Annotated in this window: 19 protein-coding genes; 3 read left to right on the top strand and 16 right to left on the bottom strand. The window is 39.3% G+C overall.

Features of this window, described 5'->3' with window-relative positions:
- Positions 1–2 precede the first annotated feature (2 nt).
- The 4 genes from A4245_RS04000 to A4245_RS03985 are packed head-to-tail and all read right to left on the bottom strand — an operon-like array spanning position 3 to position 3,752.
- Positions 3–908, bottom strand: coding sequence for a hydroxymethylglutaryl-CoA lyase (locus tag A4245_RS04000; RefSeq protein WP_067725900.1), 906 nt, complete (start codon positions 906–908; stop codon positions 3–5).
- Between the two features lie 16 nt (positions 909–924).
- The gene (locus A4245_RS03995; RefSeq protein ID WP_067725898.1) at positions 925–2,214 is read right to left on the bottom strand and encodes a TRAP transporter large permease; all 1,290 of its coding nucleotides are present in this window, start codon (positions 2,212–2,214) and stop codon (positions 925–927) included.
- A complete protein-coding gene (locus A4245_RS03990; protein ID WP_067725896.1) occupies positions 2,211–2,723 on the bottom strand; it encodes a TRAP transporter small permease in 513 nt (170 codons plus the stop codon). The genes A4245_RS03995 and A4245_RS03990 overlap by 4 nt, the downstream gene beginning before the upstream one ends.
- A gap of 30 nt (positions 2,724–2,753) precedes the next feature.
- Positions 2,754–3,752 (bottom strand): TRAP transporter substrate-binding protein, encoded by a 999-nt coding sequence (locus tag A4245_RS03985; RefSeq protein ID WP_067725894.1) that lies wholly within the window; start codon positions 3,750–3,752, stop codon positions 2,754–2,756.
- A gap of 509 nt (positions 3,753–4,261) precedes the next feature.
- On the opposite strand from A4245_RS03985, the gene A4245_RS03980 reads away from it, so the two are divergent.
- Positions 4,262–4,828 carry a MerR family transcriptional regulator gene (locus tag A4245_RS03980; protein WP_157087652.1) on the top strand — a complete coding sequence of 189 codons (567 nt, stop codon included), beginning with the start codon at positions 4,262–4,264 and terminating at the stop codon, positions 4,826–4,828.
- Positions 4,829–5,293: 465 nt separating this feature from the next.
- On the opposite strand, the gene A4245_RS03975 is transcribed toward A4245_RS03980, so the two are convergent.
- From A4245_RS03975 to A4245_RS03940, 8 genes are all read right to left on the bottom strand, one after another.
- On the bottom strand, positions 5,294–6,511 hold the full coding sequence (locus A4245_RS03975; protein ID WP_067725891.1) for a DUF819 family protein: 1,218 nt from the start codon (positions 6,509–6,511) through the stop codon (positions 5,294–5,296).
- Between the two features lie 91 nt (positions 6,512–6,602).
- Positions 6,603–7,910 (bottom strand): helix-turn-helix domain-containing protein, encoded by a 1,308-nt coding sequence (locus tag A4245_RS03970; RefSeq protein ID WP_067725889.1) that lies wholly within the window; start codon positions 7,908–7,910, stop codon positions 6,603–6,605.
- Between the two features lie 53 nt (positions 7,911–7,963).
- Positions 7,964–8,500, bottom strand: coding sequence for a M15 family metallopeptidase (locus A4245_RS03965; RefSeq protein ID WP_267886896.1), 537 nt, complete (start codon positions 8,498–8,500; stop codon positions 7,964–7,966).
- 723 nt (positions 8,501–9,223) lie between these two features.
- On the bottom strand, positions 9,224–10,165 hold the full coding sequence (locus A4245_RS03960; RefSeq protein WP_067725885.1) for an RpnC/YadD family protein: 942 nt from the start codon (positions 10,163–10,165) through the stop codon (positions 9,224–9,226).
- A gap of 208 nt (positions 10,166–10,373) precedes the next feature.
- On the bottom strand, positions 10,374–11,159 hold the full coding sequence (locus A4245_RS03955) for a glucose 1-dehydrogenase (RefSeq protein WP_067725883.1): 786 nt from the start codon (positions 11,157–11,159) through the stop codon (positions 10,374–10,376).
- Between the two features lie 461 nt (positions 11,160–11,620).
- On the bottom strand, positions 11,621–13,231 hold the full coding sequence (locus tag A4245_RS03950) for an L-lactate permease (protein WP_067725881.1): 1,611 nt from the start codon (positions 13,229–13,231) through the stop codon (positions 11,621–11,623).
- Positions 13,232–13,269: 38 nt separating this feature from the next.
- On the bottom strand, positions 13,270–14,907 hold the full coding sequence (gene ggt / locus A4245_RS03945) for a gamma-glutamyltransferase (RefSeq protein WP_234402342.1): 1,638 nt from the start codon (positions 14,905–14,907) through the stop codon (positions 13,270–13,272).
- Between the two features lie 226 nt (positions 14,908–15,133).
- Positions 15,134–15,586 (bottom strand): carboxymuconolactone decarboxylase family protein, encoded by a 453-nt coding sequence (locus A4245_RS03940; protein ID WP_067726276.1) that lies wholly within the window; start codon positions 15,584–15,586, stop codon positions 15,134–15,136.
- 579 nt (positions 15,587–16,165) lie between these two features.
- On the opposite strand from A4245_RS03940, the gene A4245_RS03935 reads away from it, so the two are divergent.
- Positions 16,166–16,744, top strand: a complete 579-nt coding sequence (locus tag A4245_RS03935) for a biotin transporter BioY (RefSeq protein ID WP_157087661.1) — start codon at positions 16,166–16,168, stop codon at positions 16,742–16,744.
- Positions 16,745–16,869: 125 nt separating this feature from the next.
- Positions 16,870–17,865 carry a biotin synthase BioB gene (gene bioB / locus A4245_RS03930; protein ID WP_067726274.1) on the top strand — a complete coding sequence of 332 codons (996 nt, stop codon included), beginning with the start codon at positions 16,870–16,872 and terminating at the stop codon, positions 17,863–17,865.
- Between the two features lie 404 nt (positions 17,866–18,269).
- On the opposite strand, the gene A4245_RS03925 is transcribed toward bioB, so the two are convergent.
- The 4 genes from A4245_RS03925 to A4245_RS03910 form a co-directional block, all read right to left on the bottom strand.
- On the bottom strand, positions 18,270–18,596 hold the full coding sequence (locus A4245_RS03925; protein WP_067725877.1) for a type II toxin-antitoxin system PemK/MazF family toxin: 327 nt from the start codon (positions 18,594–18,596) through the stop codon (positions 18,270–18,272).
- Positions 18,596–18,850 (bottom strand): AbrB/MazE/SpoVT family DNA-binding domain-containing protein, encoded by a 255-nt coding sequence (locus A4245_RS03920; RefSeq protein ID WP_067725875.1) that lies wholly within the window; start codon positions 18,848–18,850, stop codon positions 18,596–18,598. The genes A4245_RS03925 and A4245_RS03920 overlap by 1 nt, the downstream gene beginning before the upstream one ends.
- Positions 18,851–19,337: 487 nt before the next feature.
- On the bottom strand, positions 19,338–20,582 hold the full coding sequence (locus tag A4245_RS03915; protein WP_067725873.1) for a metal-dependent hydrolase family protein: 1,245 nt from the start codon (positions 20,580–20,582) through the stop codon (positions 19,338–19,340).
- A 50-nt stretch (positions 20,583–20,632) separates the two neighbouring features.
- Positions 20,633–21,793: a hypothetical protein gene (locus A4245_RS03910; RefSeq protein ID WP_067725871.1), complete on the bottom strand. Its 1,161-nt coding sequence runs from the start codon at positions 21,791–21,793 to the stop codon at positions 20,633–20,635.
- Positions 21,794–22,073: the final 280 nt, after the last annotated feature.

Raw genomic sequence — 22,073 nt, 5'->3', positions numbered from 1 at the left:
TATTATACCTGATGCAAATCGGTGGATTGACCCGCCTTCATCACTTGTCCCGGTAGCTTATAGCCCAACACTTGCTCCAGATCTCTGGCAGCTGCTATCAACTTATTCAAATCGGGATCAATCGGAATATTCATCTGATCAAACATATGGGCAACATCTTCCAAGGCCACATTTCCGGTAGCTCCCGGTGCAAAGGGGCAGCCACCGATTCCGCCAAGTGATGCATCAAAGTTCCTGATCCCTGCTTCGTAACCAGCAAGTACGTTTGCCAGTCCCATTCCCCTTGTATTATGAAGATGTAAACTAAGGCCCACATCTGGAAAGTCAGCTTTTAGACTATTTACAAAACTGGAAACCTGTAATGGATTTGCCATGCCTGTCGTGTCTGCAAGCATAAAGCTATTTAATCCCTTGGCTGTCAGCTTATTAATAACCTCTGTTACCCGGTCCACTTCATATAGACCTTCAAACGGACAACCAAACGTTGTTGCTAAACCTACATTTACCTTTTTACCACCAGATTGCATTAATCGATTTATCTCAGCAATGCCTGCTATCGATTCATCTACCGTATTATTTACGTTTTTCCGATTATGTGTTTCACTGACTGAAACCACCACATTGACTTCATCCACGTCAGACTCCAAGGCAAATTCTGCCCCTCTTACGTTGGGAATAAGCGTAATAACACGTACATTTTCGCGATTAATCTGTTTGATTACTTCTTTAGCATCTTTCAATTGAGGAACCGCTCGTGGTGAAACGAAGGAAGTCGCCTCGATTCGTTTCACACCAGCAGCAATAATTTCATTGATAATCCTGACTTTATCCTCTGTTTCCACCCAATCTTCCATTTGAAAACCATCTCTGCCAGTTACATCAGTTAAAATTACTTTTTCATTTTCCAAAAAAATTCATCTCCATTCATGATAGGAATAAATCAGGTAAGAATGTAACGATTGATGGGAAAATAATAAGTATAACCAGTAATATTAAAATTGGAATGATATAAGGAACGACACCCCGGACCAATTCGCTAAACGGTATATTCCCAACCCTTGTAATGGCAAACAAAACCATGCCGAACGGCGGTGTGATCTCACCGATCATTAAAGCTACAATCATGATAATTCCAAAATGCAGCGGATCTCCTCCCACTTCCATAATCAGTGGTACCAAAACAGGCGTTGCAATGGTAATGGAAACAATCGATGATAGAAACATTCCTAATAAGAGCAAGAATACAAGACAGAATCCCATCACAAAATAGTAGTTATCTGTAATTGCTGTAATTGTATTTGCAAACGTAACTGGAACACGCTCGCGAATCAAGATCCATGCAAATATATTAGCTACCCCTAGAATAATCATAATTACCGCGCTGTCACGCATCGTCTGTTTGAAAATTTGATATAAATGCGGAAGCGTAATTGTCCGGTATATGACAGTTGATAAAATAATGGCATACAATGCTCCAACAGCTGCAGCTTCTGTAGCAGTAAATACCCCCGTCAGCACACCACCAATTAAAATAACAGGTGTTAATACAGGCAGGAATGCTTTTTTGGCTGTACTTGCTATTTTTCTCAGAGAAGCCCTTGCTTCTGTAGGGAAATTATTTCTGGTCGCTTGAATTGCCACAAAAATACTTAAGGTGACAGCCATTAATATCCCTGGAATAATTCCTGCGATCAACAGCTTATTGACAGACACACCAGCAACAATCGCATAGAGGACAACTGGAATACTTGGTGGGATAATCGGTCCAATCAAGGAAGAAGCTGCTGTAATACTTGCAGAGAATTTCTTCGGATATTTCGCATCATTCATTGCCTTGATTTCAACTGCGCCAAGGCCTGCAGCATCCGCAGTTGCCGATCCACTCATACCGGCAAAAATGACACTTGCCAAAATATTCACCTGGCCCATTCCGCCCTTCAGATGACCTACCAATGCTTTAGCAAAATCAAATAAGCGGGTTGTCACATTGGATTCATTCATAACCTTACCAACAAGCAGGAATAACGGTATTGCCAGCAATGTAAAACTATCCAGCCCAAAAACGATACGCTGCGCAATCAGGATATCAGGAATTTCAAACAATCCGCGGTCTAACAGAAAATATGTAAGTGTAGCGATACCCATTGAAAAAACGGCTGGAATACCGATAATAAGTGCGACTACTAAGGTCAGTAGCATAATAATCATGATCATTTGACATCACCGCCTTCATTTCTCCTGAAATCAATGATGTAACGAACAAGGTGATGGGCAAAGTAGCCTAACATAAGCAACGAACTGGTGAATAAAGCCAGATATAGAACACCTTGCGAGATCGGCACCATCGTTAATGGAATGTGCCAGCGATCGATCGTCATTTTTATACTCCCGGTCAGAAAGCTTAACGCCACTAGCGAAGAAATAACCGTTGTAAACATGTAAAATCCTACCTGCGCCCTGTATGGCCATCTTTTTACCAAATCATCGATCAAATCTACCCGTAAATGGTCTTTATATTTCACTGCAAGCGCTGCACCGAGTAATACCGACCATAAGTTCAAATATCTGGAAGCTTCTTCACTCCAGGTCAATGGCATGTTCAATACAAAACGGAAGAAAATTTGCAGGATTACTACAATAAAAAACAAAATAAATAAAATTGTTGCAAGATGTTCGATCAGAAAAGTGACGCCTGCCATCACTTTTCTATACAGTTTTTGCATGTGCTCCCTCCTCATCGTGAATCTATCATTCTATTTTTCTATTATTTTTTTAACTTCTTCATACACCCCGGGAGCTAACTCATTTTCAACAATTTCTTTAATTGCCGGCTGTGCTTTTTCCCGTAATTCTTCTTGGTCGGGATAAATGATTTCCATGCCATTTGCTTCGATTTCTTCAAGAAAAGCCTCATTACTTTCAGCTACAATTTCATCCGCATATGCAAGTGTTTCGTCAATTGCCTGTGAGACGATGTTGCGCTGCTCTTCATTTAACTTGTTCTCCCATGTTTCCTCACTGACAACCCACTGCTGAAACAGTTGGATGTGCTCTGTTTTCATCAAGTATTTCTGATAATCCCACATTTGGCGTCCAGCGATGTTAGTAAGGAAATTTTCCTGTGCGTCCACGGTTCCCGTTTGTAAGGCAGATACAATTTCTGTAGCTGCGATTGGTGTCGGAAGTGCTCCCAGTTCAGCCCAAACATCCACCCACCACTCAATTTCCGGCATTCTTATTTTCAATCCTTTTAATTCCTCAATGTTTGAAAAAGGAACATTCGATGTGGTCCAGCGCGCACCATAACCGTGCAGCCCCATTGGGATAATCCCGCCTACTTCCCTGGCAATTTCTTTGATTTCATCGCCAACCTTACCGTCCATAAATTCTCTCATGGAATCAAGGTCCTCAAATAGGAAAGGAATGGAAATCGCATTATATTCCGGGAAGTACAATTCGGCCTGCAATACACTATAGCCGATATCAATCTCTCCCATATTCATCTGCTCCAAAGCCTCCCGCTCCCCTCCTAATTGCCCGGCCATGAAAAATTCGATTTCGATCGAGTCGTCACTCAATTCAGTTATTTTATTACCAAAAAAGTCCTTAATATCCTTATCGATACCTGAATCATCCATTGTTGTTGCAAAAACGAGTGATAACTTTTCGTCTTTTGAACTTGCTACCGAACCTCCACATCCGGAAATAAGCAGAGCAATAATAGTTAACATAAAAATTAAATGATACCTCATCATTCCAGCCTCCCTTTTAACGAACCATCCGGAAATAACGTCAAGATCCGATCCAGATCAAACACCGCTAGGCTCTTCCCTGAGTTGTTCTTTTTCTTCTTTCATTGTTCCTCGCATTTGAAATTGCCAAATAACAGGAAAGTCCCCTAATGGGTATTGGCATCCATTCGAAAAATTCGCCTATTTTCGACAAAATGCAAATTAAAATGAGCATACCATAATTAGATAATTTAGTAAACAGCAATTTTTCGAAGTATCAGAATCCATCGGTCGAAGAAGTTCAACGGTTCTTTTGCTTATATTTTTATGTGGAAAAAAAGTGCAAAACATCCTTCTAATAAAGTTCCTTTGTACGAGCATAAGTCCGGGAACCATCTTTGTGCTTCTTACTTATTTTTCCCATATTTATCACATATTGTTTCCAATGTTGGAGTGTATGCTCGTGATATCACTTGGAATCTAGATAAAAATGATTGCAGTGAGAGAATAATTGAAAGTCGGTGAAAACATTGGAATTGTTAACAATCGATGGACTATGCTACATTATAGATGTTTCAAAAGACACGATGTCAGAGTGGATAGAAGATTTTAATGTTTACATCCCGAAAACAGTAGAGAAGAATATCACCTATTACCATCCAGAAGCGATTGATATATTAAAGTTTATTAAAAAATGTAAAGCAAAGGATTACCAAAACAATCAGATCTCAGAAATGTTAGCAAATCGAAATATACCAGTCACAGCAACCAGATCACTAGAAGAAATTCAACATTCAATAGATGAAGGATATCACAAGGAAAATATATTAACTGTCATGCAAACAATAGGAAAAACCGTTTCGAATGTCGCGAACCAGGAAAAAGAAATACAAGCATTACAGCAGATTCAGCGGGAACAACACAAAAAGATCCAGCAATTGGAAGAACAAACAACAAAAGAAATAAATGACCTGAGGCAAGAAATCGAAGCATTAAAACAACAGTTGACAACTACATCCGTATACGAAATAAAGAAAAGATCATTCGCTAATTTATTTAAAACAAACCTACCTACTCCTGTTAGAAAAATACGATAGGAACAGGAGTTGTATCACAGTCATTGGAGGAGGAAAATTGCTTTTACGGTGACAGTGGTCACCCTCTGAATTATGGCGAATAATGCTCACCTTTTTTTGTATTATCTACAAATCAACTATTTCAAAAATTAATCAATAAACCAAGCAGATAGAAAATCATGGTTGAATTGGCCTTCAAGGGATTTATAACAATTTAACCCTTCCAAGAAAATTCCCAATGTCTTTGGCGCTGTCTCCCATCAGGAACATCGCTGAAGATCTTGTAGCCATGCTGCCGATTTTTTACTTTAATAAATTCTATTTTAATGAAATCATTGATTCAAATATTTATATTATAATAAAAAAAATAGACTGAGTGCTGTGAACACCCAGTCTTAGCAATTACATGCCGCATGCAGCATGTATGTGGAAGATTTTAAGCTCAAGCCCACACCACATTCCATTCAATGAACATCTGCTCTTGTCCTAAAAAGTTCCCATCCAATATCCTATACCTGTTCCAATGTAGTTACCAATAATATACCCCAAGGTACCTACTAACAGTATTGGACCAACAAGTTTTGTCCAACCTTTAGAGATAGCCATCGCGACTGCTGTTGTTGGACCACCAATATTGGCATTACTCGTAAGAATAATTTCTTCCAACGAGAATTTGAATAGTTTTCCAAACACGAACGATACCAGCATATTGATAAAGACCATGATTGCTACAAAAATCAGAATAAGTGGTGCGTGTTGTAATATTAGTGGAAGTGATGCTGGAACCCCAATGACTACAAAGAAAATATAAATTAAGTAGGTTCCAATTTCTTGAGCTCCGTTAATATTTTCAAAGTAACGAGGGAAAATTGTTACTGCTAACATGGTGAGCGTTGTTAACATTAAGTATTTATCCCCAAATATTCCATTTAAAGCATTCAGGAAAAAGTTCACATTTTCCCCGGATGGAATGATTCCATCAAAAACTTCCGCAAGTTTAAAGGATACGGCAACTATGACAAATGTAGTACCAACTGCAAGAGCAATATCACTTAACGAAATGTCTTTTCTCATCCAATAGGTTGCAGCCTGATTTTCGTCATCTTTTACATTACTGTTAATTTCATCTATATATGGTGTTTTATAGCGTTTCCTGAAAAAAGTAAGTGTTGGTATAAGAATTAGCACAAGAAAATAGATAGCCATAAGCAGGTTATCAGCAACAACTGTAGCGGACACCGTCTCTCCAGGCACTTCAAACTTTGTTGACATTGCTGCAAAGTTTACTCCGCCACCTATATAAGAACCTGTCATAATTGCTCCGATTTTATCCAGACCTGGGATGACATCCTTCAGCAAAAAGAATCCTACAATTGCCCCTGTCACTGTTCCGATAGAACCTATCAGGAACATAATCAATAATCTGCCACTCTCATTCCATATCTTTAAAATATTAGATCTGAATAATAATAATGGAATCGAGAGCGGTACAACATACGCCCAAACTGTATCATAGACAGGCGAGTCAGTTGGAATAATATTCAAGTTTGCCAGAATCATGGCACCTATAAGCGCAATAATTGCCCCTGAAACTTTAGAAGCCCACGCATATTTTTGTTCCAGGTAGATACTTATGGCTGCCCATCCGGCCAAAAACCCCCAAAGTATCCATGTATCATCCGGTTGTATAATCGAATAAATCATCTTTCATCCCCCTAAAAATTATCTTGATTTGGTTATATATGGCATCGCTTTCAACAAAAAATAAAAACAACTCTGTTTTCCAAGCCCTCCATCATGAGAATAGTGAATATACTTGACGAGGTCTTCCCCTGTGAATTGGTTGTTCTTCTCCAGTTATAACGGCCAAGCTTGCCTGCTCAAGTTTACTTAAAATTCTTCGGGCACTTCTTGTTGTAATACCAAGACCATTGGCTAAATCAATCGTTGTGACTGAATTTTTCCCATGTATGTCGCAAAAGGATAGAATACGGTTAATTGTAGAACTACTTATATTCGTCTCTTTTGCCATGTCTAATATTTTCTGATTATCACTTCGAATGGAATAACGTAACTGCCTCTCATTGCCAATAGGACCGTATACTGTCCCATCAATATCCATTACAAAGCAGCTCGGCTGATTTTCCGATGCTTTTGTCAGCGCCTGCCGTGCTTGCACCTCTGCTTCAGTGACAGTTCGTCCAATTCCTATACCCATGCTAGCCTTTATTTGTGTCTTGTTAAAGATTTCTTTAAGTAAATTCATTTCTTTTGATTGTCTTTTTTCGAACTGAATTGATCCGCGAGTCGAGATAAACTTTACCTCTTTTCGATCAGGACCCTTAATGATCGAACCTGACTCTTCTCCATAATTGATCAAGATCTGTTGTAAATTTAAAATCCTACGTTGCAATTGATACTCAGAAAGATAATCATCTTCATACATATTACTCAAATTAATGATTCCAACCGCGATTTGCGAATCTAACTGTCTTAAATTTTTTCCTTCCATTAATACTTGAGACAAGCTGCTTCTTACCGAAGATCGTGTTGGTATAATTCTAAATGCTGGAACACCGGTTGTCTTTAACCTTTCATAAATAGAACCGACACATGTTATTGCCACATCGATTTGCTTATTCTGCCATAGTTCATGGTGGAATTCTGTTGTAAGGTCAATATCCTGCTGCATATTACTTTCGTAAAAAAATAGTTTATCAGCATGTATATTTAGTTCCACAAGACATTCTTCCACTTCTAACTTCTGTAAATTATCAATACTGACATTAATCGCACGTTTCGAAAGGTCAATGTTTAACTCTTGGACTAACTGGAATAATACACGATATAGTGCAGTCCCTTCAAATTGGATATAGACCATTGGAATATTGTTTCTCAGCTGTTTTTTTGCAATATTATGTGGTAGAGAACCAGCAAACAATAGAATTTCATAATTTCTAACATGATGTTTTACAATATTCAATACCTCATCCTTACTCGTATAAGTTACATAGTTAATTTCCAGCTCAGGAAATTCCCTCCCAACATCTAAAACTAAATCTTCGATATCACTTGGCCCCACTGCAAGCACTTTAATCTGCAATAGTATTTTCCACCTCCAGAACGGTAAAAGAAACAGACCTAAATTAATATGAGTTATACTTTTATATGATCTTTTAACTTTAGAACCCCTCTGTAAAAAGCCATGTGCTTGCCAACTGATTTAGCCCAGTTCTGATTACCATAATCATAATGCCACCACTCTTCTGAATAATTGGCAAACCCTGCATTTTCCATTATCCTTTTTAACATTCTACGATTCTCTCGAATTAAAAGTTCCTCATCGTTTAAATCTGTCATATTCTCATATGCATCAGTTCTTGAACCTTCAGAAAAATCATCAAAGCATGTCCCCATATTTAAATGAACTTCTTTTGTTGCAATTGTTAAATCGATTGCTCCACCAGTTAAATGATTGGAAGGCTTCATCGCGTCTTTTGAAGGTGTATCAACATACAAAGATAACTCTTTTTCAATATTCAAAATTCTCTTTGCCTGTAGTTCCTCTTTCAACCGTCGGTACAGTTCTAATTGAACTTCATATGGACGCCAGGCATCAAATACAACAAGGTAATGCTTATTTGAAAGCATCTCTGCTGCCTTTAACAGTCGATTGGCAGCACCTTCTCTCAGGTAACATTCCTTAATGGAGCCTGGAATATCATTCAGAAAATAATATGGCTGTACTATAATCTTCTCAGAGAGTTGAGAAAGTGCGATAAGCTTTTCACCATTTTCCTTAATTGGTATGTCTTTACAATTAAAAATGATCCTATGCCCCTTTCTTGTTGTGCTAAATAATTAACCCTTCCTTTCTTAAAAATTTTATTATTGCAATAATTTATTTTACCTTACTTCAGTTTCCACTAAGTGTCAATGTCCGTAAATGGTCCGTTATTAAAGACGAGATTTTTTCATGATAATAGATAGATTCGCCTGCCATAACACATTGACCTTATCGTAAGAAAGGCATTTCCTTTCCTCATTCTGGCAAGAATCATATGATTTCAACCTCTCAGCTTCTATTTTTTCAGTTAAGCGGTCTATTCGGAATTAATATCAAAACATAAAAATGTGTAATAAGAAAACTCCCAGGGGAAAACTTTATTTCCCTACATCATTCTTCAGGAGCAATCAATTATTTTGCCAGTAAGAAAGGACGAGAACCTCCGCTATGTTTCTCCTTTTAAAAAGGAGGCTCACACATTGCATTTATACACAACATGAAAGCCTGAGTTTCTCTACATTTTTATATTTAAACATTGGTTTGTATTAAAAAGTTCTCTTATTATTATCTGTTGCTCATTAGTTGTGTATAAATCTCAATGGAAGCAATGTCCTTATAAGACGGCACAGCTAATCCAATCTTGTAACCCTTAAATTTCCCTTCAGCCCTTCAACCTCTTCCCTGGTCAAGTGCGTAACTTTCACTATTAATTCCAGCGCTAATCCTTCTTTCAAAAGTTCCATTGCGATATTTCTGCGCTCTTCCTTTTTCCCAATCGCTAGCCCTTCCTGGCGCCCCTCTTCCAATCCTTCCTCTCTCCCTCTTCTTTCCCAGGAGTTTGACAGCTCAAAAATCTCTTCCGCATTTTCCATTTGCTGAATTTCTTCCATCAGTTGCTTCTCCTCTCTTTCGTTTAACGTTAAATAGATATCAAAAAAACCGCTGATAAATCTGGATTCTGCCGGGTTTAATTCCATCCGAACGATCATTTTTAAAAATTCCTTCTTCACCTCAACCTTTTCATCTTGGCTATACCCCATTTTACTTAGCAATGCTGCAGCTGCCGGATTAGTTGATTCAATATAAGCGCGCCAATTCTTTTTGCGCAACTCCAGCATCAGGAAGTTAAATGTCAGTACATGAAAGAAAGGAAAGTCTATGATGAATTTATCTTTCTCATTTCTTTTTTCATCATAGCTGAAAATAGCAATCGGCAAAATTGGCTTTCGATACTTATTATACAAAAGGCTGAAATAGTGATACATCCGCTCATGAAAATTATTTTCATAATAACTTTGCGGCTCCAGATGAATGATGATAATCGTTTCTTCATCTTGCAATTTTGTCTCAATCACAATATCCAGCCTTCTAGCTGTGCCTTTCAGTACATCTGTGTACACTTCTTCCGACATTGGTTTTATCGCAGTAAAGTCAATATTACTATGGACGTCTGGGAAAAACGCTTCGAGGAATTCTTCAAAATAGTTGTTGATTAGTTCTTTAAATAATTGGTCATGACTCGTGTAGGTGTACTTTGTGGAATTATCTCGTACTAAAGTAGTTTGGAGCATGGGACACTTCTCCTTTGGCCGGTATGGAGGGAAGAACGTGGTGAGGAAATCTATCTTTATTTTACTAAATATTCATATAAGGAACAACTATATCTTCAACTACTATATGCTGAATGCTCCGTAATCCCCCAGCTTTTCCCACCACTAGTTAGTTAATCGATAAAAATGACCAAGCCTTGCTGAGGCTTGGTCATTTTTATTTATTATCTTAATATTTATAAGACTGCCCACCGTCAATCGGAACAACAGCTGCATTGATAAAGTTAGCTTGATCAGACAATAGGAACGCTACTAAGTAGCCCACTTCTTCTGGCTTGCCAAAACGTTTCATTGGGTTTGGCTGGACAAATTCTTTACCAACTTCTTCCCAGCCTTCTTCCCCACCGATTTGTTTCAGGGAATTTTCTACCATTGGAGTCATAATCGCCCCTGGTGCGATTGCTTTAATGCTTACGCCATATTGACCGTATTCGATGGCAGAGTTTCGGGTCAGTCCAACAACTCCATGTTTACTTGCGGCATATCCTGATTGATTACCAACCCCACGAATACCACCAACAGATGCTGTGTTAACAACAGAACCTGAGCCTTGTTCTTTCATTACTTTTAGTACATATTGCATACCATAGAATACACCATTTAAATTCACGGAAATTACTTTATTAAATTCGTCGGCACCAAAGTCTTCTGTTAGATTTTGTTTTCCTTCGATTCCTGCGTTATTGAAAAAGCTATCGATTTTGCCAAACGCTTCAACTGTTTGGTTCACATAATTTTTCACTTGTTCTTCGTCAGCTACATTCGCTGTAACTAAAAGAACCTCAGCTTCGGGAGCTACCTCTAATACTTGTTTTTTTGTATCTTCTAATGAGGCTTCATTTAAATCCACTAACGAAAGTTTTGCCCCTTCTTTTGCCACTTGCAATGCAGATGCCTGACCTAAACCAGAACCTGCCCCCGTGATCAATACCACTTTATCTGTAAACCTACCCATTAAACCATCCCTCTCCATATGTTTTGGTAATTAAAATGTATTATTTCAATTACAAGTCGATTGTATTCGCTTTATTAATCAAAGGCAATTTGTTTGCTCAACAAATAATATTAGTTTAGGAAGCAAACCCTTCAGCTAATCAAGCCGCGATCCCCGGCTTGGCCGATTTTGATGCTTTAATTGCTGGATATACACCACAGATACAGCCGATAAGGATGGAGGAGCCAAGTATAAGCTGGAGTACCCATATTTTCAGAACGAATGAAAAATGGTAATTGTTTATTCTACCATACTATGTATAGGACATAGGGCAGGCAGTTACCACTCTGCCCACACTTCCTATGTCAATCGGTTTGGACGGTCGCTTCCTTTCCGATGTTAAAGACAAGAATAATCCGGCCTTACTTGCTTCCTACAGATCATAGAAGCACAGGAACTCTCCCCCAATTGCTCCCTTCTTTTTATCCAATCAGGTAATGCATCAATACGCTTGTCACTGATACCAGAATTCCTGAGATCAGTACGAATATGAATGTCTTTTTATATACTTCCGACTCCCTTCCTTGTGCGTTCGCTGTACTTGTTCCCAGTACAATATTAGAAGGTGAAATCACGTTACCGATAGCTCCACCGGTTGACTGTGCAGCTATCACGAGTGGCAGTGATAAATTGTCCATCGTGTTCACTACAGATCCGTGCAATGGTGAGAACAGCACATTGGACGATGTGTTGGAAGATGTCATAAATGAGCCGATAATCCCGATTACGTTTGCCAAGGCAAGATAAACAGCAGGTGGTGAAACTTCAGCGATTCCCAGTGCGAGTACATTTGTCTGTCCGGAATTCTCCATGATCATTGTCATTGTCAGAAAACCTGTTATTGCAAGTGATGCTCCTAAGGCATTGTCCTTCATTTCAGAGAAAACATTTTTAGTCGTATTCTCATGGTGCAACCCTAAGTACTTATACCAAAAGTGGGCAAATATAAAGGAAACAAGCAAATAGAATCCTGGGTGTGTCAATGGTGCAATCGGAGAATAAGGGTCTTCCGCATCCATTTCAAAACCGTATCCGGTATCTACAGCCGGAAAAGAGAAGCCGAATTCAAACTGATCCAAAAAGCTTTGTATTGGTGGTATACCTAGAAACACAATACTCAATACCGACAATACATAGTACGGCATAAAAGCTTGGTGAAGCGATATGTCCGGTTTTTCTTCCGAAGCTGAGTCCTTTTCTTCAAGCATATCTGTTTCGTCTTCCAGCTCTGTCTTTTCACTATACCGCTTCCGTTTGGAAAGCAGGAAAAGTGCTCCAACAGCAAGAATAGTAGGTATAAACGCGCTAAGCTCAGGGTTGAATGCTACCAATGCTAGTTGGCCTCCGCCGTGAATAAGCGATATGACAATTACAGCAAGAAAACCTTCTTTTATACCTTTCCACCTTGCGAACAGCCAGCAAATCATGAACCCTGCGATAATATTTGGAATCCATAAAAGGAATCCAGTGTAAAGAAGTGTAGCAGTCGTGTCCTCAATCTGTACTGCATTAACCGTGGCAAGCCACCCTACACCAAGCGTACCAAACATATTTGCCCAAGCATGTCCAATTAATGGAATAACCACAGCAGCAATGGGCTTCACGCCCAACCCCACCAAAAGAGGGGCAACTACCGCTATTGGCACGCCAAATCCAGCCACTCCTTGGAGGAAGGATGCGAACACCCAGCCAAAGCCCAGGACTAGGAACAAATAATTTTCACTATGCTCCTGTATTTCCTCGCGTATGACTTCAAATGCACCAGCTTCTTCTGTTGCATGATATAGCAATAATGCAAACCATACGACCAGCAGGATGAAAAAGGCTTCCCAAAGTCCCTTGCCAAACCCGACTGCTAAGTTATCCAAAGGAGCTTCAAACATAAAGAAACCTATTAACGTTGCGACACCCATCGCTATCCAGCCTGATGCGGCGCCAGACCATTTGAAACCAACTAGCATGACTAAAAGCAGGATCAATGGCAGGATGGCCAAAGACCAATGTAATATATCTACCGGCAAATTATTATCCATCACAAATTCCTCCATTCCAACATTTTCTTAGAACCCACTTACCAGGATAGTGCAATCCCGTCACCACGCGGGTCTGCTCCAGCACTATATATCCCGCTCTCACTGTCAATGATTATTCCTTGTGCATGTCCCATCGTTTGGGAATAGTCTTCAACGACCTCCACCTCGTGCCCACGCTTTTTCAAATCATCAACAATTTCACTGGGGATCCTAGCCTCTACCTTCAGTGTGGAGCTGTCTTCGCCCCACGTTTTTCCATAAAGCCAGCGAGGGGCTTCAATCGCCTGTTGAATGTTATAGCCAAAATCAATCACCCTTGTCAGCATGGCACATTGCGTTTGCGGCTGGCCTTCTCCGCCCATGGACCCGAATAACATATACGGCTTTCCATCCTTTAATGCCATTGCAGGGATGATTGTATGAAAGGTACGCTTGTTAGGTTCCAGGCTATTTGGATGATTGGAGTCCAAACTAAAATATGAACCACGGTTTTGCAGGAGGAACCCGCAACCTTCCGGGATAAAAGCCGAACCGAATTCATGGAAAATGCTTTGAATCAGAGAAATACAGTTTCCATCTCCATCGACGATACTCAGGAAGGCAGTGTCTCTGCTTTCTTTAATCGAAGGAAGCTCTTCCAGGCTCGATTCCTGAAATACCTTATCGTTGGAGAAATGATCGTTAATTTTCGATGACAAGTTTTTGGATAGTAGTTGATCGTAGGGTATTTGAATAGAGTTAGGGTCTGTCACCCATTCATCTCGATAGCGAAAGTTTAGCTTGCTGGCCTCTGCCAACAGATGATAGTAATCTGCAGTACCATCATTTATCGATTCCATATCATACTTTTCCAGCATATTCAACATCATTAATACAGCAAGCCCCTGTGTATTCGGTTTTACTTGATAGATTTCGTATCCTCTATACTCCCTCGTGATTGGATTTTCCCATTCCGACGAGTGATTTGCGAAGTCCTCCTTTACGAGCAAGCCATCATGCTTCTCCATGGAAGCAATAACTTTATCCGCAATCTCTCCTTGGTAAAAGGCATCTCTGCCGTCTTTGGAAATTTGTTTGAAAGCCCACGCCAAATTAGGCTGGACCAGAAGTTCTCCTGCTTGGATAGGATGTCCATTGCTGAAAAACAATGCTTTCGTTTCCGGATATTCACTTAATAATTCAGCCTTATCCTGTACATAACCGCTCACCTTTTCTGTAATTGGAAAGCCACTTTCCGCATAATGGATAGCGTCTTCAAACAGCTGTGACCATTCCAGTTTTCCATATCGTTTATGAAGGGCCCACCATGCATCCACCGTTCCAGGGACAGTATTCGCTGCTAAAGGCCCACGCTCCGGGATTTCTTCCAAGCCCTTTTGTTTATATACGTCCCTGTTCACTTGACTCCCGGATTTTCCACTGCCATTTAACGACTTAACTTCCTTTTCCTGCTCGTCCCAAACCATTGCGAATAAATCTCCACCAAGTCCAGCCATATGCGGGAGCACAACACAAAGTACAGAATTAACTGCAATCGCCGCTTCTACCGCATGGCCGCCACGGTCCAGTATCCGCTTTCCGGTTTGCGTGGCTAAATAATGCGGCGATGTGACCGCCCCATTCTTCCCTTCCATTACCGGTCTGCCTGTTTTCAGAAAAGAGTTATTTTTACCCAAAATATACCTCCTTAATTTATAAAATGTGAGTTGACTACTATTTTCCCTTCCCACTCTGTTTGTTGGGTAAACTAGGAAAGCATTGGATTGACTGTTTTGGTTGCTGGTCCGCCCATTGGCAGTTGCTTTCAAATGAAAGGTTAAACAACAAGGCAATAAATTATCGGATAATAACCATAAATAAAAGCACCTCTTTTAAAAGAAGTGCTTTGAAAGTTAGAGTGGGCTAATCGTTTAGTTCCATGTTCGCTTTGTTTCCCGCTGAAATGGATAACCTATTCCACATATTTATCTGATTGATGATCATAACCAAATTAATATATTCCTTTTCATCATAATATTTTCTAACTTGATTATATAACTCCTCATCAACACCTTTTTCTGAAATTAATGTTATGTTTTCTGCAAGCTGCAGTGCTGCTTTTTCGTTTTCGCTGTATATGTTCGTTTCTTTCCACTTGCTTAACTGGTCAATCTGCTCGCCAGAGACCTTTAACTTCTTCGCTTCTTTTGTATGCATTTGAATGCAGTAGGAGCAACCATTAATTTGGGACACTCTTATTTTGATCAGTTCTCTCAACTTTCGGTCAATGGGTGTTTTCTTTACGTACTTTTCCATTTCCATAATTTTCTCTAAAGCTTCTGGTGCAACCTTGAAATAATTGATTCTATTTTTCATATTCATAAATCCTGCCGCTTTTACAATCCCTTTATTAATTATCCTAACCAATACAAGCAACTCCCTTCATATTCCCCTGAATTTTCTGACATGGTATCTTCTTAAGTACATTAAACCCTATTCAACAAAATCTTACCAGAAAGAGGTGCAACACTTGATAAGGAATAAGTAAACTAACTATATTTCTAATTAAAGAGATCATTTCTTAAAGGGAAGCACTTATTGCACTTCTATTAAATTGTATGCAAGAGATAGCTGAATATCAATAGGTCTCTTATTTGGATAGTTAGTTATATAATAATTCGGCTATTTTTTAGCCATATTAATTGTCATAATAACCTCTTTGAGGGGGGTGAAGGTCCTTTATCTTAATAAAAAAATTTAACGTTTACACTTCCATCAAAGCCTGCAAATGCAGTGGAAATTGAATCCCCTTGCTATAATCTTAACTTAAATGTTATCCATTTTTATAAATGGGTTGACATTAAGTCAGGAATAAAATATTCTTAGTTTTAACAATAAATAAATTAGATTGTTGCAAATTTCAGCTGATTTGTGAAGCAGAAAGGAGGAAGAACAATTAAATTGAAAGCGCAAGATATTACATTAGCGGGATTATTCGCTTCGTTAATGGCAATCGGTGCAAATATAACAGCTTTTATTGTTGTCGGAGGAGTACCGATTACCTTAACTACATTTTTCAGTATTTTATCAGGGCTTCTGCTTGGGAGCAGATTAGGAGCTATTTCCATGACAGTATATGCCCTGATTGGACTAGCTGGAGCTCCTGTTTTTTCTCAATTCTCAGGTGGCCCATCATCAATACTCACACCAACTTTCGGGTTTATTCTATCTAATATTCTAGTTGCCTATGTTGCAGGAAAAATGGTAGAGAAAAAATCTTCAAAAACAAACTTTATTATTGCAGCATTAGCAGGAATGACCATTAACTATGTTTTTGGAACAACTTGGATGTACTTTGCTTATCAGTTATGGTTTGGTGCTCCAGAGGGATTTAGTTATGCGATTGCATGGTTATGGATGGCTGCTCCATTTCCGAAAGATATTATCTTCTCTTGTTTAGCTGGTATACTGGCATTCCGGCTTCACGGAAAAGTCTACAGATCCAGAAATACAGAACATAAGACAACTGCTTAAGTGTTGAGACTCTTTGTTGGAAAATGGTATGGAGCGCTCGTTCGGCATACAGGGTTGAAAACTGATAATATATGCAATCGCTCGGGGCAATCTTATAAATCTTTAAAAAGGGAGAATAAAAAATGATGAATGATTGGTTTGGTATGGCAAATAGAGTGTTAGCAGGCGATGAAATAAGTGATGATGAAGCACTTTCAATTCTAAATTGTCCGGATGACGAATTGCTATTGCTACTGCAGGGATCCTATAATATTAGACGTCATTATTACGGGAATAAAGTGAAATTAAATATGATTATTAATGCGAAATCGGGTCTCTGTCCGGAAAACTGTGGATATTGTGCTCAATCCTCAATATCAAAGGCACCTGTAGAGAAGTACACATTCGTAAATAGAGTTTCACTGCTAAGTGGTGCAGAGCAAGCAGATCGGCTAAATGCAGGAACGTATTGCATTGTTGCGAGCGGCAGAGGGCCAAGCAAACGGGAAGTGGATACAGTTGCTTCAGCGGTCAAAGAAATTAAGGGTAAATACGATTTAAAAGTATGTGCTTGTATGGGGATTTTAAAGCCGGATCAAGCAGAGCAATTAAAGGACGCTGGTGTTGATCGTTATAACCATAATATCAATACATCCAAAGCTCACCATCCCAATATTACAACATCACATACATATGATGACCGTGTGGCAACAGTTAATACAGCAAAAGAAGCAGGTATTTCACCATGTTCTGGTGTGATAGTCGGTATGAAGGAATCACAAGGAGATGTGATTGATATGGCAAGAAGTCTTAAAATTCTTGATGCAGACTCTATCCCAGTAAACTTCTTACATGCGATTGATGGAACACCATTAGAAGGAACAGAAGAATTGCATCCGAAGTATTGCTTGAAAGTATTGGCCTTATTTCGTTATATCAATCCTACCAAGGAAATTCGTATTTCGGGTGGACGGGAAGTAAATTTGAGAAGTCTGCAGCCACTTGGACTTTATCCAGCCAATTCAATCTTTGTTGGTGACTATTTAACGACAGCCGGCCAGGAGAGTACGGAGGATCATAAAATGATTGAAGACCTCGGATTTGAAATTGATTATAATCAAGTACCAGAAGAGCAAGTATAAAATAAAGGATCAGTAGAATTAGATTGACCTAGCGATATAGAGTAAAGAGAAATATGAGGACAATCGAAGGTTTTGCGCGGAAGAAGGCGCAACTAGCGGATCTTTTCTGCCATTGTGCCTTCTTCTTATCATATGTAATTACTCACGCCAAATTTTTGATTGCCCCAGAAGAATGAAGTCGCGGGATAGTGTGACAGGTGGAAATAGCAGAAACCTGAAAATTCCTGCTTTAGTAAAAGAAAGTTTACTTGAAAACAGGCCTTTTTTCAGTGGACTCTGCTTGTCCCCGAGTCCCTCTAAATGCCAAATTCAGAGCAGCAAGGTCTGATTTTCCCATTAATAAGCTCAGTCACTAAAAATTAGACTTTACCTCTATAATACTTACCTCAATATTGAAATCCTTATTAAAATTCACTACGAATAATACTGAGGACTTCTTCTAACAATTCAGTTGGGAGTCTTTCAATAAAAGATGCATTTCGTGCTGTAAAATCAAGGGACTTTACATGTTGACATAAAATGGAGCCAGTTGTTTCTGTCTTGTGGTCTAACTTAACATTCAGCGGGAAATCAGAAGAAACATTTGAAATTGGACAAACAAGAGCTAAACTGCTGAGCTGGTTAAAAAAATCATTACTAACTATGATTGCAGGTCTTCTTCCCCGCTGTTCAGATCCCTTTTGCGGGTTAAAGTCTATATAAATAATGTCTCCCTGTCTAGCTCTATACATTAGAATTCTTCCTCTCCAACATCATTCCCCATATCAATTTCTTTCATTGATTCACTTACCTCTTTATTTGTTTTACTGATATCATAGTGCGCAAATCTTTCTTGAATCGTCAGTGGCCGTTTTAACTTGTCTAGAAAGATTCCATTCTCGTTAATGGTAAATGACACTTGATCTCCAGTATCCAACTCTAGCATACGTCTAATTTCAATAGGGATTGTAATTTGGCCCTTACTTGTTAATTTAGCTTCAAACACTTGATTAACCTCCATTCCTTACATTTCCTTACTTAAATTATATTCATGGATAAGATATTTGTCAAAGATAACTTAACTCCAACTCTTAAGCCCCAGGCTCTGGTAGGAACAGAAACGGAACTTCCTTTAAGTATGAGAACAAAAGCGCAAGCGCCTTGATCACCCCCGACAAGCTAAAGTAGAAACTACCAGTGGCGTTCTTTGCCACAGGTAGTTTCTACTTTAGACCTCGAGGGGGTAGGCGCTGGAGCTGGACGTGGCTCTTTATGTGCAAGAGTTAATTGCTGCCAAAATCTATACTTTCTTACTTGATAAAAAAAGCCCTCCTCTGCTATGATGACAAAAGTTTCACAAACCTTATCACGTTTCGTGGAGGAACTCCAAATTGGATAAATCCTGTAATGTATTTCATTTACTTTAATTTTAATATATATTTCATCATAATACCTAGTGCCAAAAAAGCCTATCCGGTTGGATAGGCTTTTTATTAAACAAGAATATTCTTTTCCACTTTTCCATCTTTTATTACAACTTGAATGGTATCGTTATTTGCCATTGAGTAGATATCTTCTAATGGATTATCTTTTACGATGACTATGTCAGCCAGCTTTCCTGACTCAATGGTGCCTACTTTATCTTCCCAGCCCAAACATTCTGCAGCTGTTTTCGTAGAAGCAACGATTGTTTCCATTGGTGTCATCCCAACATCCGCCATCAGCCCTAATTCACGCAGGTTTGTACCATGTTTCATTACGCCGGCATCGGTTCCCATTGCAATCTTAACTCCAGCTTGATATGCTTTTGCAATGCTCGCTTTGTGAATTTCGATAACCTCTTTGGATTTTTGTACTGCTGTTTCCGGCATTCCCATTTCATCGGCTGTTTCAAGAACTGCTACCGGAGCGAGCAATGTTGGGACAAGGAATGTTCCTTTTTCCAGCATCAATTCAATTGCTTCGTCATCGATGAAAATCCCATGCTCGATCGAATGAATCCCGGCTCTTACCGCATTCTTGATCCCTTCTGCACCCTGGGCATGTGCCATGACTTTTACCCCTTTTCGGAATTTACCCTCTTCAACGATAGCTTCCAGTTCAGCCTGTGAAAACTGCGTAAATTCCGGATGGTCTGTTGCACTTAACACACCACCAGTTGCATGAACCTTAATTACCTCTGCACCCGCACGCAGCATTTCACGGGCTTTCTTACGCACCTCTTCCACTCCGTCACACTTACCGTTTGGCATTCCTGGATAACCGGAAGGGAGAATATCCATATCTCTCCCTGAAACAGTATAGCCATCTCCATGGCCACCGGTGATTGTCAGGGCATTAATGCTCAGTTGCAATCTCGGTCCAGCTATCAAACCCTCTTCAACTGCCTTTTTTACTCCAAGATCGGTGCCTAGAGCGTCACGAACGGAAGTCACCCCAGCATGAAGCGTCCTTTCCAAATACTTCGCAGCCTCGTAATACATAAATGAGAAAGGTTTTGCCAGTCTGTCTGCAGCTGAGGAAAATTCCATCATCATATGGACATGTGTATCAATCAGCCCAGGAATGATCGTTCCACCTTGAGCATCAAGAATCGTTTCTTCACCAGTGGAAGTATAGCCACTTTCTTCCCCTGCATATACAATGCGATTATCCTCCAGAACAACAGCTGCATTCTTCTGAGGTTCGCCACCATTTCCATCGATCAATAGACCATTTTTAATCAGCGTTCTAGTCATTATCTAATACCTCCTAATTGCACATTAATCTCGGACTTTTTGAATATCCTCTATAATGTCTCCACCAATATTCCAGCTATAACTACAGATGCAATTGTAACTGTGGTAAAACCACCAATCAACATCGGTGTCAGTATTTCATTGAAAATTGCTTTTTCTTCTTTTTCATTCCGGGCAATACTTCTGCTTACTTCTTCACAGAGTATGTAATCTGCAGGGAAGCCGAAAAGGGCAGTTAAAGCTACAGGCATTCCTTTATGCGGATGCCATTTTACCAGTTTGGATACAATATATCCTCCAATACAAAGACCTGTAGTACCAACCAACATAAGTACGATAACACTTGGCAGATTGCTGACAACGTCCTGTGGAGTAACTCCTGCCATTGTACCAATAACGACAAACACAATACCAATCATTGTAATGTTAAATGAATTAGCTTTCTCCAGCTGCTTCGGTTCAAAAATACCGAACTTCAATCCAGCAACACCAATAATCAGACACCAAAGACTGTAATTAATTGGCGTGATTTCGCCAAGAGCAACACCTATTGCCGCACCAACAAACACGTAGAATAATTTTAAAGTCATACTCGACTTGAATGGACTTGATGAAACCTTCTCAGTTGGAGAACTGTCTGTACTATTGAAAGAAACAAATGTCCCATTATCCATTTCCTTTTGAATCGTAAAAGCATATTTGCGTAAGAAGTATTGAGCAAGCGGCATTCCCAACACACCCTGAAATGCAACAATCAAGGCTGGGATAATAACTAAGCTTGCAAGTCCAATTTCAGTCAGCTTCTCCGATGTAATTAGCAGGGCTATAACACCACCACTAAGTGGACCAACCCCAGCAACAGCAGTCGGATAATCAAACAGGAAGGTGACAATGGTCAGTACAAGTACTCCTGACACAATGAGTCCGCCCACCGCAATCAATACTGCTTTATATTGACTTTTTAATGTAGCAAATGGGATCATTGTTCCCATATGTAAAATGGCAGGACCAATCAGAATGGCACCCAGTGCAGCAAATTGAGATCTATCCAATAAATCCGCAGGGAAGATTCCTGTCCAAACTAAAACCAGATAGCCTACCATTGCTGTCAGAAGCATGGGGACTCTTGCTCGGGAAACGATTGAAAGCCATTCCCCTAAAGCGATTAACGCAAAAATTAATGTTGTAGCTATTAGTGGATTACTAAGCATAAAAAGACCCTCCGTTCTAAGATGTGTATAATTCTATTATTATGAAAATTCACTCCATGATGCGGGTCTTTAGCAAGCTATTCACCTAACAATCAGAGCGACTGTTACATATTATATACTCATTGTTTCTAGAAAATCAATATTTTTTCTGAAGTATTTGTTAAAATTCGTTATGTAAACGATTACGTATTCATTTATTATAAGTCACTCCTTATAATGGCCATCTGTAGAGGTTTTTATTACCAAAATTAACGATTTTTGTCTGGTTGTTTTTCACAAG

Origin of the sequence: Oceanobacillus damuensis, assembly GCF_001618145.1 — a bacterium.
Classification (GTDB): domain Bacteria; phylum Bacillota; class Bacilli; order Bacillales; family Amphibacillaceae; genus Oceanobacillus; species Oceanobacillus damuensis.
This window is presented reverse-complemented; position numbering and strand designations above follow the sequence as displayed.

Coding starts and splice junctions, on each gene's coding strand:
- A4245_RS03995 (WP_067725898.1), bottom strand. CDS start 2,214: ATGATCATGATTATTATGCTACTGACCTTAGTAGTCGCACTTATTATC.
- A4245_RS03990 (WP_067725896.1), bottom strand. CDS start 2,723: ATGCAAAAACTGTATAGAAAAGTGATGGCAGGCGTCACTTTTCTGATC.
- A4245_RS03985 (WP_067725894.1), bottom strand. CDS start 3,752: ATGAGGTATCATTTAATTTTTATGTTAACTATTATTGCTCTGCTTATT.
- A4245_RS03975 (WP_067725891.1), bottom strand. CDS start 6,511: ATGATTTATTCGATTATACAACCGGATGATACATGGATACTTTGGGGG.
- A4245_RS03960 (WP_067725885.1), bottom strand. CDS start 10,165: ATGCTCCAAACTACTTTAGTACGAGATAATTCCACAAAGTACACCTAC.
- A4245_RS03955 (WP_067725883.1), bottom strand. CDS start 11,159: ATGGGTAGGTTTACAGATAAAGTGGTATTGATCACGGGGGCAGGTTCT.
- A4245_RS03950 (WP_067725881.1), bottom strand. CDS start 13,231: ATGGATAATAATTTGCCGGTAGATATATTACATTGGTCTTTGGCCATC.
- A4245_RS03940 (WP_067726276.1), bottom strand. CDS start 15,586: ATGAAAAATAGAATCAATTATTTCAAGGTTGCACCAGAAGCTTTAGAG.
- bioB (WP_067726274.1), top strand. CDS start 16,870: ATGAATGATTGGTTTGGTATGGCAAATAGAGTGTTAGCAGGCGATGAA.
- A4245_RS03925 (WP_067725877.1), bottom strand. CDS start 18,596: ATGTATAGAGCTAGACAGGGAGACATTATTTATATAGACTTTAACCCG.
- A4245_RS03915 (WP_067725873.1), bottom strand. CDS start 20,582: ATGACTAGAACGCTGATTAAAAATGGTCTATTGATCGATGGAAATGGT.
- A4245_RS03910 (WP_067725871.1), bottom strand. CDS start 21,793: ATGCTTAGTAATCCACTAATAGCTACAACATTAATTTTTGCGTTAATC.